General features: G+C 60.4%; 12 protein-coding genes. 6 read left to right on the forward strand and 6 right to left on the reverse strand.

The window, feature by feature from the left end; translation table 11 throughout:
- Window position 1: 1 nt before the first annotated feature.
- The 4 genes from pta (at window position 2) to AC2FNR_RS13210 (ending at window position 5,637) form a co-directional block, all read left to right on the forward strand.
- The gene (gene pta / locus AC2FNR_RS13195; protein WP_496849412.1) at window positions 2-1,015 is read left to right on the forward strand and encodes a phosphate acetyltransferase; all 1,014 of its coding nucleotides are present in this window, start codon (window positions 2-4) and stop codon (window positions 1,013-1,015) included.
- Between the two features lie 56 nt (window positions 1,016-1,071).
- A complete protein-coding gene (locus AC2FNR_RS13200; protein ID WP_496849414.1) occupies window positions 1,072-3,918 on the forward strand; it encodes a molybdopterin oxidoreductase family protein in 2,847 nt (948 codons plus the stop codon).
- A 97-nt stretch (window positions 3,919-4,015) separates the two neighbouring features.
- Window positions 4,016-4,765, forward strand: coding sequence for a 4Fe-4S dicluster domain-containing protein (locus tag AC2FNR_RS13205; protein ID WP_170355347.1), 750 nt, complete (start codon window positions 4,016-4,018; stop codon window positions 4,763-4,765).
- Window positions 4,765-5,637: a dimethyl sulfoxide reductase anchor subunit family protein gene (locus AC2FNR_RS13210; protein WP_170754507.1), complete on the forward strand. Its 873-nt coding sequence runs from the start codon at window positions 4,765-4,767 to the stop codon at window positions 5,635-5,637. Before AC2FNR_RS13205 ends, AC2FNR_RS13210 begins: the two co-directional genes overlap by 1 nt.
- Window positions 5,638-5,733: 96 nt before the next feature.
- Here AC2FNR_RS13210 and dapA read toward each other — a convergent pair whose 3' ends face one another.
- Complete coding sequence (gene dapA, locus AC2FNR_RS13215; protein ID WP_496849415.1) at window positions 5,734-6,606, reverse strand: 4-hydroxy-tetrahydrodipicolinate synthase; 873 nt, start codon at window positions 6,604-6,606, stop codon at window positions 5,734-5,736.
- A 134-nt stretch (window positions 6,607-6,740) separates the two neighbouring features.
- Here dapA and AC2FNR_RS13220 point away from each other — a divergent pair, with 134 nt between their 5' ends.
- The gene (locus tag AC2FNR_RS13220) at window positions 6,741-8,705 is read left to right on the forward strand and encodes a lytic transglycosylase domain-containing protein (RefSeq protein ID WP_496849417.1); all 1,965 of its coding nucleotides are present in this window, start codon (window positions 6,741-6,743) and stop codon (window positions 8,703-8,705) included.
- Here the strand turns inward: AC2FNR_RS13220 and AC2FNR_RS13225 are convergent.
- Both AC2FNR_RS13225 and mnmC2 read right to left on the reverse strand, forming a co-directional pair.
- Entirely contained in the window at window positions 8,679-9,548 is an 870-nt protein-coding gene (locus tag AC2FNR_RS13225; RefSeq protein WP_496849419.1) for a DMT family transporter, read from the reverse strand. The two genes, AC2FNR_RS13220 and AC2FNR_RS13225, sit on opposite strands and share 27 nt — an antisense overlap.
- A complete protein-coding gene (gene mnmC2 / locus AC2FNR_RS13230) occupies window positions 9,545-10,210 on the reverse strand; it encodes a tRNA (5-methylaminomethyl-2-thiouridine)(34)-methyltransferase MnmC2 (RefSeq protein ID WP_496849421.1) in 666 nt (221 codons plus the stop codon). Before mnmC2 ends, AC2FNR_RS13225 begins: the two co-directional genes overlap by 4 nt.
- Window positions 10,211-10,265: 55 nt before the next feature.
- Between mnmC2 and AC2FNR_RS13235 the strand changes: the two genes are divergently transcribed.
- A complete protein-coding gene (locus AC2FNR_RS13235; RefSeq protein ID WP_496849423.1) occupies window positions 10,266-11,300 on the forward strand; it encodes an NAD(P)/FAD-dependent oxidoreductase in 1,035 nt (344 codons plus the stop codon).
- Here AC2FNR_RS13235 and AC2FNR_RS13240 read toward each other — a convergent pair.
- The 3 genes from AC2FNR_RS13240 to AC2FNR_RS13250 form a co-directional block, all read right to left on the reverse strand.
- Entirely contained in the window at window positions 11,292-12,089 is a 798-nt protein-coding gene (locus AC2FNR_RS13240) for an HTD2 family dehydratase (protein ID WP_496849425.1), read from the reverse strand. The genes AC2FNR_RS13235 and AC2FNR_RS13240 overlap by 9 nt on opposite strands.
- Window positions 12,090-12,137: 48 nt before the next feature.
- Window positions 12,138-12,680: an NADPH-dependent FMN reductase gene (locus tag AC2FNR_RS13245; protein WP_480866436.1), complete on the reverse strand. Its 543-nt coding sequence runs from the start codon at window positions 12,678-12,680 to the stop codon at window positions 12,138-12,140.
- A 122-nt stretch (window positions 12,681-12,802) separates the two neighbouring features.
- Window positions 12,803-13,465, reverse strand: coding sequence for a YiaD family glycine zipper/OmpA-like lipoprotein (locus AC2FNR_RS13250; RefSeq protein ID WP_170355355.1), 663 nt, complete (start codon window positions 13,463-13,465; stop codon window positions 12,803-12,805).
- Window positions 13,466-13,487 lie beyond the last annotated feature (22 nt).

Raw genomic sequence — 13,487 nt, forward strand, 5'->3', positions numbered from 1 at the left:
CGTGAAGCCTCTGCGCGCCATTCTCGGGACAGCAAGCGCGTCGGACAAGATCATCGCCCTGTCCGAGGGCGACGATCCCCGCGTTGTCGAAGGGGCCGTCAAGGCCGTGAAAGAGAGTGTTGCGCGGATCATACTGATCGGAGACAGGGCCGAGGTTTCGGCCCTTCTCAACGCACATGAGGGATATGACCCGGATTGGATCGACATTCATGACCCGGCCACCTCTGACCTGACGCCCGGCCTTGCGCGGGCCCTGTATGAGCGGCGCAAGCACAAGGGCTTGACGCTGGATGAGGCGCGCCAGCAGATTACTAACCGCCTGACCTATGCTGCCATGCTGGTGCAACAGGACATCGCCGACGGCACGGTCGGCGGCGCGGTCGAGACCACGTCGGACACTGTGCGCGCCGCGTTGCAGATCATTGGGACCGCACCCGAGGCGGCGATGGTGTCCAGCTTCTTCCTGATGCTGTTCTGTCAGGACCACCACGACGTCAAAGGCGCCCGCATCTTCGCCGATTGCGGTCTGGTCGTGGACCCCGACGCGCAAGAGATGGCGGAAATCGCCCGTGCCTCGGCTGAGTCCTACACCACCCTGACCGGCGATACGGCGCGCGTAGCGATGCTGTCCTTCTCCACCTCGGGCAGCGCAGAACATCCCAAAGTGTCCAAAGTCGTCGAGGCCACACAGATCGCACGCGCCAAGGACCCAACCCTGTTGATCGACGGAGAGCTGCAATTCGACGCCGCCTTCGTTCCCGAAGTCGCCGCCACCAAAGCCACAGAGTCGCCGCTCAAAGGTGAGGCAAATGTCTTTGTCTTCCCCAGCCTGAATGCTGGGAACCTCGGCTATAAGATCGCCCAGCGCATCGGCGGGGTCGAGGCCATCGGCCCAGTACTGCAAGGGCTGGCGAAGCCCGCGAACGACCTGTCGCGCGGTTGTTCGTCCGAAGACATCCTGCACATGATCGCCGTCACCGCCGTTCAGGCGCAACACAATGATGCCGGGACATAAGTCGTCCTAAGACGTGACAACGAAAAAATTATTCCGATTTTTCTCAAAACGTGGGAATGATCGGGTCGCAAGCTAAAAAGGGGGCGCATTTGAGCCAGCCAGTGATCGACACCTCGCCCAAGGTTTCCGACGAGGTCCGCAAGACCACCTGCTACATGTGCGCCTGCCGCTGCGGCATCAATGTCCACATGAAGGACGGCAAGGTTGCCTATATTGAAGGCAACCGCGACCACCCTGTGAACAAGGGCGTTCTGTGCGCAAAAGGCAGCGCCGGGATCATGCAGGTCAACGCGCCCTCACGCCTGCGCAAACCGCTGCGCCGAGTTGGCCCACGCGGATCGGGCGAATTCCGCGAGATCGAGTGGGACGAGGCGATCAGCACCGCAGTCGGCTGGCTGAACGAGCTGCACGAGACTGCCCCGCAGAAACTGGCCTTCTTTACCGGCCGCGACCAGAGCCAAAGCTTCACCAGCTTCTGGGCGCAGAATTTCGGCACGCCCAACTATGCAGCCCATGGCGGGTTCTGCTCGGTCAACATGGCGGCGGGCGGAATCTACACAATGGGCGGCGCGTTCTGGGAGTTCGGCCAGCCCGATTGGGACCACACCAAGTTGTTCATGCTGTTTGGTGTGGCCGAAGACCACGACAGCAACCCGATCAAGATGGGCATCGGCAAGATCAAGGCGCGCGGCGCGCGAGTGATCGGGGTGAACCCGATCCGCTCGGGCTATAACGCGGTGGCCGACGATTGGGTCGGGATCACGCCCGGCACCGACGGTCTGTTCATCCTGTCGCTGATTCATGTGCTGATGAAAGCGGGCAAGATCGACCTCACCTACCTTGGCCGCTACACCAACGCGCCGGTTCTGGTGAACGCTACAGACGGCCCGGAAAAGGGCCTGTTCCTGCGCGACGCGGACGGCAAGCCCTTAGTGATCGACCGCGTGACGGGAAAACCCGCCGCCTTTGACAAACCCGGCGTCCGTCCGGACCTGTCAGCGACCTATGACAAAGACGGTGTTACCCACCGCCCGGTCTTTCACCTGATGGCCGAGAAATACCTGTCCGACGAGCACGCACCTGAAAACGTGGCCGACCGCTGCGGCATCCCCGCCCAACGCATCCGCGCCATCGCGGCAGAGATTGCCCGCGTCGCCTTTGACGAGGCCATCGAACTGGATCACGAATGGACCGACTTCCGGGGCGAAAAACACTCCAAAATGACCGGCCGCCCAGTCAGCTTCCACGCGATGCGCGGGATTTCGGCCCATGCCAACGGCTTCCAAACCTGCCGCGCCCTGCACGTGCTGCAAATTCTTCTGGGTACGGTCGAAGTCCCCGGAGGCTTCCGCTTCAAGCCGCCCTACCCCAAACCGGTCGAGGCGCACCCCACCCCGCACGGCGACCGCCGACCGGGTCGCCCACTGGAAGGCCCGCATCTGGGCTTCCCACGCGGCCCCGAAGACCTGCTGCTGGACGAAAACGGAACGGCCCAGCGCATCGACAAAGCGTTCACGTGGGAAAACCCGATGTCGGCCCATGGGCTGATGCATATGGTGATCTCGAACGCCGCCGCCGGTGATCCTTACAAGATCGACACGCTGTTCATGTATATGGCGAACATGTCGTGGAACTCCTCCATGAACACCAAGGGCGTGATGGAGATGCTGTCGGCCAAAACCGAAGACGGCAAATATGTCATCCCCAAGATCATCTACTCGGATGCCTATTCCTCGGAAATGGTCGCCTATGCCGACCTGATCTTGCCCGACACCACCTATCTGGAACGGCACGACTGTATCTCGCTGCTGGACCGCCCGATCTGCGAGGCCGACGCCGCAGCCGACGCCATCCGCTGGCCCGTGGTGGAACCCGACCGCGATGTGCGCGGATTCCAGTCGGTTCTGATCGAACTGGCAAACCGCATGAGCCTCCCGGGCTTCACAAACGAAGACGGCACGCCCAAATGGAAAGACTACGCCGACTACATCGTCAACCACGAACGCAAGCCCGGCATCGGACCGCTGGCCGGGTTCCGGGGCGAGGATGGCGATAAAGAAGGGCGCGGAGCGGTCAATCCAGACCAGCTGACCCGCTATATAGACAATGGCGGCTTCTATGTGGCCCACATCCCCGAAGGCGCAGATTACTACAAACCGTGGAACACAGCCTATCAGGACTGGGCCGTCAGCATGGGCCTCTATGACAGCCCGCAACCCTATCTTTTCCAGCTCTATTCTGAACCGATGCGCAAATTCCAGCTGGCCGCTGAAGGGCATGGGGACCGCCAGCCCCCCGAGCACCTGCGCAAACGCCTCAAGGACACGATGGACCCGCTGCCCATCTGGTACGAAACCGACCAGCAGGGTAACGAAGGATTCACCGTCAACGCCCTGACGCAACGCCCCATGGCGATGTATCACAGCTGGGGCACCCAAAACGCATGGCTACGTCAGCTGCACGGTCGCAACCCGCTCTACGTGCCCACGAAACTGATGCGTGAACACAGGCTGGAAGACGGCGATTGGGCCAAAGTCACCTCGCCCCACGGTGAGATCACTGTGCCGGTGATGGAGATGGCCGCGCTCAACGACAACACCGTCTGGACGTGGAATGCAATCGGCAAACGGAAAGGTGCCTGGGCCTTGCAGGAAGACGCGCCCGAGGCGACCAAGGGCTTCTTGCTGAACCACCTCATTCACGAACTCCTCCCCCCCAAAGGTGATGGCATGCGCTGGGCCAATTCAGACCCGATCACGGGGCAAGCTGCATGGTTCGACCTCAAGGTCAAACTCGAAAAAGCCGCCCCGCCCTCGGACGCCCAAAGTCAGCCGGAATTCGATCCTATCCAGTCCCCCGTCGGCACTGGCCCCAAGGACCTGGCATGGAAGGTGGGCAAATGACCCTATCCGCTCTTCATCTGGCCCAAAATACCTCGGGGAGCGCGAGGGGCTGGCCCCTCGCTCCTGTCTTCCCCACCAACGCAGAGGCAAGGCAATCATGACCCAGCTTCCCCAATCCACGGACCGCAAAATGGGTCTGGTTATCGACCTCGACACCTGCGTCGGTTGCCATGCCTGCGTGATCTCATGCAAAGGCTGGAACACTGAAAACTACGGCGCACCATTGTCGGATCAGGACGCCTATGGGGCCGACCCCTCAGGCACATTCCTCAACCGGGTACATTCCTACGAGGTGCAACCCGCCGACGGTCATGCCCAACTCATCCACTTCCCTAAGTCCTGCCTGCATTGCGAGGACGCCCCCTGCGTCACCGTCTGCCCCACCGGGGCCAGCTATAAACGGGTCGAGGACGGGATCGTTCTGGTCAATGAAAGCGACTGCATCGGTTGCGGGTTGTGCGCATGGTCCTGCCCCTATGGCGCGCGGGAACTGGATGCGGCCGAAGGCGTGATGAAGAAATGCACACTCTGCGTCGACCGCATCTATAATGAGAACCTCCCCGAGGTGGATCGCGTGCCGTCCTGCGTTCGGACCTGCCCCGCCGGTGCCCGCCATTTCGGAGACCTTGGCGACCCCAATAGCGATGTCAGCAAACTGGTAGCCGAACGTGAAGGCATGGATCTGATGCCTGAGATGGGCACCAAACCTGTTAACAAATACCTGCCTCCACGCCCCAAGGATCAGATTGAGGAGCAGATCGACATTCTCGCCCCCCTTCTGGCCCCTGTGGCCGAAGAGCCGAAAGGGTTCCTTGGCTGGCTCGATAAAGCACTGGAGAAGCTCTGATGCATCCGGCCCCTTCTGTCATCATCTTTACCACCCTCTCAGGCTTGGGCTTCGGTCTTCTGTTCTTTTTGGGTCTGGGAGTACCTGACGTCTCGGGCTGGGTGGCATTTGTTTTCTTTTTGATCGCCTATGCGTTGTCGGTTGGCGGTTTGATGGCCTCGACTTTTCACCTTGGCCACCCCGAACGCGCGTGGAAGGCGTTTACACAGTGGCGGTCAAGCTGGCTCAGCCGTGAAGGCTGGTGTGCCGTGATCGCTTTGATCGTGATGGGGCTTTATGCGCTTGGGGTTGTTTTCGCAGGTCAACGCTGGAGTGCTTTAGGTCTATTGGGCGCGGCTTTCTCATTGGCCACGGTTTTCACGACCTCGATGATTTACACCCAACTTAAGACAATCCCGCGCTGGAACATGGCGCTGACACCGGCGATGTTTTTGAGCTTCAGCTTGGCGGGTGGCGCGTTGCTGGCCGGACAAACCACAGTTTCCATCATACTTCTTGTGGTCGCCGCTACAATTCAAGCGCTGTATTGGTGGCGTGGGGATACTGCCTTGGCCCGCTCCGGCACCGATATCGGAACAGCCACGGGTTTAGGATCACGTGGTGACGTCAGAGCTTTTGAACCGCCGCACACCGGTACGAACTATCTGCTGCGCGAGTTCGTGCATGTGGTTGGCCGCAAACATGCTGAGAAACTTCGTATCATTTCCTTTGTGCTGGCATTCATGGCACCGGTGTTGTTCCTGCTGCTGCCGTTCAGCCATGCCTTTGCCGCCGTCGCGGTCTTGTCCCATATCGCAGGTGTTGCCACGTCACGTTGGCTGTTCTTCGCGCAGGCGGAACATGTCGTGGGGCTGTATTACGGCAAACGCTGATGGAGGGGGCCAGCCCCCTCCTTGGCCTTTAAGGCCAATTCCTCCCCCGAGGTATTTGTAGCCAGATGAAGAACGGATCCGGGTGGAAGCGTGGTTTTACAACAGGCCTGCGTGTTTCATGGCTGCTTCGATCGCGGCTTTGGTGCTGTCTTCCAGTTCGGTCAGAGGCGAGCGCACTTCGGGGCTGCACAGGCCCAGTTTGCTAAGCGCGTATTTGGCGCCCACAAGGCCGGGCTCGATGAAGATGGCTTCGTGCAGGGGCATCAGGCGGTCCTGATACGCAAGCGCCTTGGTATAATCGCCATCCAGCGTGGCCTGCTGAAATTCGGCGCAGAGTTTGGGTGCCACGTTTGCAGTGACCGAGATACAGCCGACGCCGCCATGGGCGTTGAAACCCAGCGCAGTGGCGTCCTCGCCCGATAGCTGGCAGAATTCCGAGCCGCAGGACGCGCGTTGCTGGCTGACCCGAGCGATATCGCCTGTGGCATCTTTGACGCCCACGATGCGCGGTAGTTTAGCCAACTCACCCATGGTTTCGGGTGACATGTCGATGACCGAGCGGCCGGGAATGTTGTAGATGATGATCGGGATACCCGCGCATTCATGCAGGGCGCGGAAGTGTTTGATCAGCCCTTTTTGCGTCGGCTTGTTGTAGTAGGGTGTCACAACAAGTGCCGCATCCGCGCCAACTGTCTGTGCGAACTGCACAAAGCGGATCGCTTCGACGGTATTGTTCGATCCAGCCCCCGCAATCACTGGCACGCGACCGGCGGTTGCCTTGACCACCTCGGCCACGACGGTTTCGTGTTCTTCGTGGCTGAGTGTGGGGCTTTCACCCGTCGTGCCCACAGGGACCAATCCGGTCGAGCCTTCCTGAATGTGCCACTCGACCAAACGTTTGAGCGTATCCAAGTCCAACGCGCCGTTAGTGAACGGAGTGACGAGGGCTGGCATTGAGCCTTTGAACATGACACGCTCCTTGGTGTGCGGTTTGTGTTTTTTTGCCTCGCGGGTCATCACAATATTTGCGATGTGTGTTGATCCCGACGATGCAAGCTTTATCCTGAATGGCTCTATCCTTGGTTGGTTGGGAAATGCAAGGCATGACACGCGTTCTGGCGCTTTTGACGGCTGTGATTCTGGTTTCATTCGGGCAAGCAAGGGCCGACGCGGTGGGCGACCTGCGCGCGGGTCTTTACGAGATGCGCAAAGGCGATTGGAACGCCGCCCTGCGCGAATCTGGTGCCCGAGGGTCGGTATCGCGCGACATTATCGTATGGCACTGGTTGCGCGAAGGCTTCGGGACTTCAGGCGATGTGTTGGTTTTTCTGGACCGACGCCCCGATTGGCCCGGCCTCGCATGGCTGCGACGCAAGAGCGAGCCAGCCTTTACCGGAGCTGATCCGGATCGCGTCGTGAAATTCTATACTGACGTTCCACCCCAGACCGCCGAGGGTGCGTTGAATTATGCTGTGGCGCTGAAGGCCAAGGGGCGGTCGGGGGATGCCGAGGCTGATATCGTGGCCGCCTGGCGGACCATGCCGATGGGGTCCGGACTGCAAAAGAACTATCTTGAGAACTTTGGATCGTTACTGAAACCTCATCACGCGGCGCGGCTGGACCGGATGCTGTGGGACGGTCACCTGGTTAGCGCTGGCCAGATGTTGCCTTTGGTCAGTACCGATCAGCGTAAACTGGCCGAGGCGCGAATTGCATTGCAAAAGCGGCAACCGGGTGTCGATGGCAAGGTCGCTGCGGTTCCGAAATCACTGGTGGACGCGCCGGGGCTGGCCTTTGACCGCTTTGTCTGGCGCGACAAGAAAGAGCTGGACGACAGAGCAATTGACCTGATGCTGGCGCGTTCCACCGGGCCGGATGCGTTGGGGGAACCCGACAAATGGGCCGAGGGCCGCCGCCGCTTGGCGCGGCTTGAGATGCGCAATGGTAGCGCCTCGAAAGCCTACAAGATTGCAGCGAACCACCATATGACGCCTGAGATGGGCTATGGCTATGCCGATCTGGAATGGCTGGCCGGATTTCTGGCGCTGCGTAAACTGAACGATCCTGGCACGGCGGTACGCCATTTCCAGAACTTCTCGGATGCAGTTGCGTCCCCTATTTCGAAGGGGCGCGGCGGCTATTGGCTGGGGCGGGCCTACGCGGCCCAGGGGGATGCGGACAAGGCGTATGAAGCTTATGCGATGGGGGCTGACTACCAGACCTCATTCTATGGCTTGCTAGCGGCGGAACGGATCGGTCGACCCTTTGACGGTGAATTGGCCAGCCCACGCCGAGCCCCGCATTGGAAACAGGCAGGATTTGCCGATTCCAGCGTGCTGGAAGCGGGTCTACTGCTGCTGCGTGCGGGCGAGGACAACCTATCAGAACGCTTCCTGACCCACTTGGTCGAAGATCTGGACGACACGCAGGCCAACCAATTGGGTGATCTGGCGATCGAGCTGAAACAGCCACATCTGGCAGTAATGATTGCCAAACGGGCGGCCAAAACCGGTGTCGTGCTGCCCGCTGCGTATTATCCGGTGCATCCGGTTGCCGATCTTGGCCTGCCAATGGCGAAGGAAATGACGCTGGCCATCGCCCGCCGAGAAAGCGAGTTTGATCCGGTCGTCATCAGCGGTGCAGGCGCACGTGGATTGATGCAGGTGATGCCCGCAACCGCTCAGTTGGTCGCCAAGAACATGGGGATTCTCAGCGGGCACAAGACCTCGAGCCTTACATCGGACTGGCAGTACAATGCCAAGCTGGGTGCGAACTACCTGTCTAGTCTGGCCGAGGATTTCAACGGCAACGTGGTGATGATGGCCGCAGGCTATAACGCTGGACCACGAAGGCCGATCTCGTGGATGGATCGGTATGGCGACCCGCGTGCAGGTGAGATCGACATGGTCGACTGGATTGAGACTATCCCATTCAGCGAGACCCGGAACTATGTGATGCGCGTCGCCGAAAGCCTGCCGGTTTACCGCGCACGGCTTGGGCGGCCCGCCTTGCCTGTCCCGTTTTCGCAAGAACTCACGGGGTCAACTCTGGCGGCGTTCGCGCCATAGGGTGAACAGCCCCGCCGCAATCACCAGCGCGGCCCCGACCACAACTGCGGGCCGCAGCGCTTCTCCGAAGACTGAGATGCCAAGGATTGCGCTCCACATCAGGTGGAAATAGGCAAAGGGCTGCACAGCACTGGCCTCGGCCATCTCATAGCACTTGATCAGCAGCCAGTGACCCAGAACGCCGCTGAGACACAAAAGACCCATCCAAAGCCAGTCGCCGCCGACCATCGGCTCCCAAAACCACAGGCCTATGACAGTCATGGCAACGGCCCCGGCAATACCGGTCCAGAAGAAGCTGGTCGCGGTGCTGTCACGTCGTGCTGCGTATCGGGTCAGCAAACCATAGACGGCAAACATCAGGGCCGAGATCAGTGGGATCACCGCCCACGGATTGAACACGCCCATGCCCGGCTGCAGGATAATCAGAACCCCGACGCACCCCACTCCAATTGCCGACCAGCGCCGCCATCCAACCTGTTCGCCCAGTACCGGCCCGCTGAGTGCCGCAATCAGCAGGGGATAACAGATGAAAACCGCCTGGCTTTCGATCAACCCAAGGATGGTAAACGCATAAACCGCGACGCAGACCTCTCCAGCCAACAGAACACCGCGCAGGATTTGCAGCCCCAACTGACTGGTTCTTGCAGTGGCCGCGATCCCTCCGGGTGTGCGCAGGGCCAGTGCGATGACAAACGCCGCAAAAAACCAATAGCGGATCATGACGACCATGTAGGTGTTATATGTCCCTGCCAAATGGCGCGAGATTCCGTCCTGCAAGGCAAACACAACTGTGGCCGAAATCATCAGCGCGATGCCCGCGCGGGTGTTGTTTTGCTGACTCATGATTTGGCAGCGCGGGTCATATGGCGTTTGCGGCCGAAACCCGGCGCGCGGGTGACGGCAAAGCCCGCATCCTCCAGCCCGCGACGCACAAACCCTGCGGCAGTATAAGTGGCCGCAGTGCCGCCTAGGGCGGCATGGTCAAATACCTGTTGCATCAGGTCAGCACCCCAAAGTTCGGGGTTCTTGGCGGGGGAAAACCCGTCCAGAAACCATGCATCCGCAAGGCCCTGCCACGCAGGCAGGGCTTGCCGGGCATCGCCTTCGATGACCTCAAGGTGCAGAGTACCCAAATCGCAAATGCCTCCCCGCCATGTAGCCAGAAACCGTTCGGCCCATGGGGCCAATTCGGGAAATGCGGCCAAGGCACGGGACATGTCATCGCGGACCATTGGGTAGGCCTCGAAACTGGTGAAGGTCAGCGGAGTCGACTGGCCCGATTTTTCCCACGCAGACCAGACAGTCAACAAGTTCAGTCCGGTTCCGAAACCTAGCTCGGCAATGCGAAATCCCGGCGCAAACCGTGCAGGCAGATCATTGCCCGCCAGAAAAACATGCCGCGTTTCCTCCAGCCCATTCTGGAGCGAGAAATAGGGGTCATCGAAACGGTCCGAGACGGGGATCTGCCCGTCCCGCCATGTCAGTTCGGCACGCTGGTCTGCCATCGGGGAATCCTTTAGCTAAGCGGCGCGACACTGAACAAGGAAATGAGGTTTGGCAATGGTCGATGTGACGGTGCGGGGTGCAGGTATCTTTGGCCTGTCCATCGCTTGGACCTGCGCCCGGCGCGGCGCCAAGATGCAGGTGGTCGACCCTTTCGGCCCCGGCGCGGGCTCTAGCGGCGGGCTAGTGGGTGCGCTGGCCCCGCATGTGCCCGAGAACTGGAACGCTAAGAAAGCCTTTCAATTCGACAGCCTGATCATGGCCGAACCGTTCTGGAAACAGGTCGAGGCGACAGGAGGCGTTTCGCCCGGCTATGCCCGGTTAGGTCGCCTGCAACCCATTGCCGATCAACGCAGCTTGGACCTTGCCTACGCGAGAGCAGGGACGGCACAAGACTTGTGGCAAGGCCATGCCGAATGGCGCGTGGTCAAAACCTCGGAGATCGGTGCTTGGTGCCCGCCCAGCCCCACCGATTTCGTCATCCACGACACGCTCAGCGCACGGATGCACCCCAGACGGGCCTGTGCCGCGCTGGTCGCGGCGTTAGAGGTGATGGACGTGCACGTTCAGGCGGAAGCGCCTGACAAAGGTCAGGTTATCCACGCCACCGGGTTGGCCGGACTGCAAGCACTGAGCGGCGCTTTCGGAAAGACAGTCGGCAACGGCGTCAAAGGACAGGCCGCCCTGCTGCGATTTGATGCGGGTAACGTTCCACAACTTTTTGCAGACGCCATTCATTTCGTTCCTCACGCGGACGGAACGCTGGCGATCGGTTCAACTTCGGAACGAGAGTATGACGATCCAACCGGTACGGACGCTGCGCTGGACGATGTGTTGGAACGCGCCATGCGGGCGGTGCCGGTGCTGCATGGGGCCGAAGTGATCGAACGATGGGCCGGCGTCCGCCCTCGCAGCAAAAGTCGTGCACCGATGCTGGGGGCACATCCTTTGCATCAGGGGCAGTTCATTGCCAATGGAGGGTTCAAGATCGGCTTTGGCATGGCCCCGAAAGTCGCTGAGGTGATGGCCGATCTGGTGTTGGAAGAACGCGATACCATCCCCGATGACTTCCGGCCCGAAGCCTCACTCTGAACGGGGCACGGCCTGCGCGCTCATACATTGGCGTCCGTCCGGGCCACGCACCCACATATCCGCGCCGTTCCGACACAAAACCGCCTGCTCAAAATGCATCAAAGGCGAAGAGGCCCTGAAAGAAAACTGCGCCAACGGGCCGATCTGATCCTGTGCAAACAACATCAACAGCTGCGCCAGCAGGGGGCCGTGAACAACCAGCCCATCATAGCCTTCGACTTCGCGGGCATAATCCAGATCATAGTGTATTCGGTGCCCGTTGAACGTCAGCGCCGAATAGCGAAACAGCACTGTCGAATCGAAATCGACCTCCCGCCGATGCGTTTCATTCACGCGTGCTTGAGGTGCGACGGGCCGGACAACATTCGCCGAGGGGTCTTCGCGGTAAACCAAATCCTGCCATTCCGTCAGGCAAAGCGCTCCGTTCTGGTGGAATTCGTGACGCAGAGTGACAAACCCAAGCGGGCCGCTGCGTCCAGCCTTAACCTCGGAGCTTTCGCAAACCGTCCGCTTCTCGGCCTGCGCTCCTGCTGTTAGCGGCGTATGAAACTCCAACCGTCCCCCGGCCCACATACGGCGCGGCAGGCCCATGTCAGGGATCAGCCCGCCGACTTTTGGGTGCCCGTCGCGCCCCAGCTGATCTGGGGTCTGTGGAGACCAGAAATACAGGTGATGAAAAAATGGTGGCAACTCGGACCCGGCTGCTACACTTGGCTTTTGACCCAGCGTTGCCTGCAATGCGGTGGCACGCGCCGGGTCCAGGGTGTCAGTCAGGATATCCTCGGTCATAAGAAAACCCTAAGCAGCGCGCCTGTGCAGAACAAGCCATCAGGGCCTTCAAAGACCCGCTTCCGCCCGCAATTTCTGCATCAGGGTCCGCAGGGCACTTTCATAGCGCTCGCTGACCAGCTTGCCATGTTCGTCGAATTCGTTCGAACTGTCAGCCAAATGGATTTCCGGGCCCTGCAGGATGCGCGGCTGGAACGGAACCATATAGCCGCGCAAAACCATTTGCGCGCGCTCCCCACCGGCCCGTCCGGCAGCCGCAGACATAACAGCGACAGGCTTGTCAGCCCAGGGACGACCCTTGGTTCGGCTGACCCAATCCAGAGCGTTTTTCAGTACGCCAGACGGCCCCTTGTTGTATTCCGGGGTCGAGATGATCACCGCATCGGCCTGCGCGATCTGATCCGCCAGCACCTGAACGGCGGCGGGAATACCCTCGCCTTCTTCCAGATCGCCGTCGTAAAGCGGCAGATTCAGGTCTGCCTCGATATGGGTGGCGGGTTCGAACAGCCGGGCGGCCTCGCGCAGCAGTTTACGGTTGGTCGCGCTTTCGCGAAGTGAGCCGGAAAGGCTCAGAAGGATCGGTTCGGCCATTGGGAAACTCCGTTGCGTGTTCCCCAATACCTAGCGCGGCTTTGCCGTGGACCAAAGCCCACCTGACGCGCAGTCAATGTGCGCAAAAGGGCGCCAAAAGGCGCCCTGCTCGGTCAATGTGATCAGTTGGGGATGATCTCGATATCGACCCGACGGTTCTGCGCCTTGCCCGCAGCTGTCAGGTTCGATGCAGCAGGACGACTTTCGCCCAGACCAATGGTCGAGATCCGCGCGCCATTCACGCCATTCGCTTGCAGAATATCCGCGACCGAACGCGCGCGACGTTCGGACAGGCCCTGATTATACGAGGCCTCGCCATCGCTGTCGGTGTGGCCGATAACCTGCACGTTCGAATTGGGATAGCGCGTCAGGTTCTGACCCACCTTAACCAGATCGGCCCGCAACGCCGGACGCACGGTCGCGCTGTCGGTGTTGAAAGTAATGTCGTTGGGCACGGTCACGATCAGGCGGTTGCCTGCGTTCACAATAGTAATGCCGTCATTGGCCAGTTGCTGCCGCAGCTCTGCCGCTTGCTGGTCCAGCTGATTGCCTATGATTCCACCGCCTGCTGCGCCGATTGCGGCACCGGCCACGGCACCCAGAAGCGGGTCCGAGTCGTTGGCAATCGCCCCAACGCCCGCGCCAACAATACTGCCCAGAATTGCACCTTGCTTGGCGTTCTGGTTCGGATCGGCCGGAAGGTTCAGGGTACCGGGGTCCGTACAAGCACCCAGAAACATGGCCGAGCACAGCCCGGCGGTTACAAAAAACTTGGAAATCGTCATGAATTCACCTTCTGCTCTGGAC

It is taken from the genome of Ruegeria sp. SATB045, from assembly GCF_059613525.1.

What these genes read in the sequence shown, in the direction of transcription:
- AC2FNR_RS13200 (WP_496849414.1), top strand. Translation starts at nt 1,072, where the DNA reads ATGATCGGGTCGCAAGCTAAAAAGGGGGCGCATTTGAGCCAGCCAGTG.
- AC2FNR_RS13205 (WP_170355347.1), top strand. Translation starts at nt 4,016, where the DNA reads ATGACCCAGCTTCCCCAATCCACGGACCGCAAAATGGGTCTGGTTATC.
- AC2FNR_RS13210 (WP_170754507.1), top strand. Translation starts at nt 4,765, where the DNA reads ATGCATCCGGCCCCTTCTGTCATCATCTTTACCACCCTCTCAGGCTTG.
- dapA (WP_496849415.1), bottom strand. Translation starts at nt 6,606, where the DNA reads ATGTTCAAAGGCTCAATGCCAGCCCTCGTCACTCCGTTCACTAACGGC.
- AC2FNR_RS13220 (WP_496849417.1), top strand. Translation starts at nt 6,741, where the DNA reads ATGACACGCGTTCTGGCGCTTTTGACGGCTGTGATTCTGGTTTCATTC.
- AC2FNR_RS13225 (WP_496849419.1), bottom strand. Translation starts at nt 9,548, where the DNA reads ATGAGTCAGCAAAACAACACCCGCGCGGGCATCGCGCTGATGATTTCG.
- mnmC2 (WP_496849421.1), bottom strand. Translation starts at nt 10,210, where the DNA reads ATGGCAGACCAGCGTGCCGAACTGACATGGCGGGACGGGCAGATCCCC.
- AC2FNR_RS13235 (WP_496849423.1), top strand. Translation starts at nt 10,266, where the DNA reads ATGGTCGATGTGACGGTGCGGGGTGCAGGTATCTTTGGCCTGTCCATC.
- AC2FNR_RS13240 (WP_496849425.1), bottom strand. Translation starts at nt 12,089, where the DNA reads ATGACCGAGGATATCCTGACTGACACCCTGGACCCGGCGCGTGCCACC.
- AC2FNR_RS13245 (WP_480866436.1), bottom strand. Translation starts at nt 12,680, where the DNA reads ATGGCCGAACCGATCCTTCTGAGCCTTTCCGGCTCACTTCGCGAAAGC.
- AC2FNR_RS13250 (WP_170355355.1), bottom strand. Translation starts at nt 13,465, where the DNA reads ATGACGATTTCCAAGTTTTTTGTAACCGCCGGGCTGTGCTCGGCCATG.